At 61.7% G+C, this 1,527-nt stretch carries 1 protein-coding gene; it reads right to left on the reverse strand.

The window, feature by feature from the left end; all coding sequences use genetic code 11:
• Positions 1 to 103: 103 nt before the first annotated feature.
• A complete protein-coding gene (locus tag JQK88_RS35355) occupies positions 104 to 1,474 on the reverse strand; it encodes an IS1182 family transposase (protein WP_203281202.1) in 1,371 nt (456 codons plus the stop codon).
• Between the last annotated feature and the right edge of the window lie 53 nt (positions 1,475 to 1,527).

Consider the following 1,527-nt stretch of genomic DNA (forward strand, 5'->3'; position numbering starts at 1 on the left):
ACAAACCCCGTCGATTTTCGGCGGGGTTTTGTTTTGCGATTGATTTGGCTCAGCAAATTGATGTCAGGAGGAAATGTCAGGAGACAGCCGACGGCGATGGGCCTCACGCGAGACTTGGTTTGAGCCTTGGCCAGAGGCTGATTGCGATCTTTTTCATGTTCTGGGCGGCGGCTGCCATCAGGCACTGGCAGGCGACGCGTGTTCGCCCTCGGAAGCGGGCGTAGCGGTGACCGAAGAGCTGCTTGGCATCGGCGAAGGATCGCTCGACCGTCTCCTTGCGGCGCCGATAGATGGCCTTGCCCCATGCTGTGAGCCGGTTGGCGTCGACCCGCTCGCGGGCATCTTGCCAGACATGGCGCGTGATGGTGCGCTCGGCTTTGGCGTTTGACGTGCAGGAGGCTAGCAACGGACAGTCGCGGCAGATCGCCGGATCGCTCCTGTAATGGCGATAGCCGCCGCGTTCGGTGGTGACGTAGGTGAGCAACTGGCCCTGCGGGCAACGATAGCCGTCCGCCTCCGGTTCATAGATGAAGTCGCTCTTTCTCATCTTGCCAGGCTTTGGCGGGGTCGGGTTGCGGTAGCCGATGACGCCGCTGATGTTCCTGTCCTCCAGGCCCTTGGCGATGCCCGGCGTAGCATAGCCGGCATCCAGTCCCGCCGCCGCCACATTAAAGCCGAAGCGCTTAACCTGGCGGTCGAGCCGGCCAAGATAGACGATCGAGTCATGCACGTTGGCTGGCGTGGCAAATGTGTCGGTGATGATGCCGTTGCGCCCATCCACCGTGCGGTGGTCGAGGTAGAAGAAGCCCTTCGGCTTGCCCTCGCGCACCATGTAGCCGGCATCCGGATCGGCGCGCGAGACCTTGGTCTGCTTCACCGGCGCCTTGCGCTCCTTGGCCTTCAGCGGCTTTTGGCCATGCAGCGTCCGTTCCGCCTCGATGGCGCGGTCGAGATCGGCCCAGTAGTCGGCGCGCGACTTGGCCACCATGGCAAGGTCGTACTTGCCCTTGTTGGCGTTGGCCTTCAGGTGTGTGCTGTCGCTATAGAGCACCGTCCCGTCCACCAGCCCCACCCCGATCGCCTGTTCGACGATGCGGTCGAAGATCGCTTGCGCGACCGTCTCGTCCTGATAGCGGCGGCGTCGGTTCTGCGACAGCGTCGAGGCATCGAACACCTTGTCGGTCAGCTTCAACCGCAGGAACCAGCGGTAGGCAACATTGACCTCGATCTCGCGCACCAGCTGCCGCTCCGAGCGCACCCCAAACAGGTAGCCGATGAACAGCGCCTTGAACATCAAGGTCGGATCAAGCGGCGGGCGACCATTGTCGGCACAATACAAGGGCGCTGTCAGGTCGTGGATGAAGGAGAAGTCGATTGCTCGATCGAGCTTGCGCAACAAGTGATCAGCCGGAACCAACTGATCCAACGTTACCATCTCAAGTGCGGTCTGTTCAGGGGCGGGTCGCTTCAACATGACCCAGTGAATCAAAAACCCCCGGCAAATGCCAGGGGTTTGTCAGCAGTCTG

The sequence above is a fragment of the Mesorhizobium caraganae genome (assembly GCF_016836705.1).
Classification (GTDB): domain Bacteria; phylum Pseudomonadota; class Alphaproteobacteria; order Rhizobiales; family Rhizobiaceae; genus Mesorhizobium; species Mesorhizobium caraganae.

What these genes read in the sequence shown, in the direction of transcription:
- JQK88_RS35355 (WP_203281202.1), bottom strand. Translation starts at nt 1,474, where the DNA reads ATGTTGAAGCGACCCGCCCCTGAACAGACCGCACTTGAGATGGTAACG.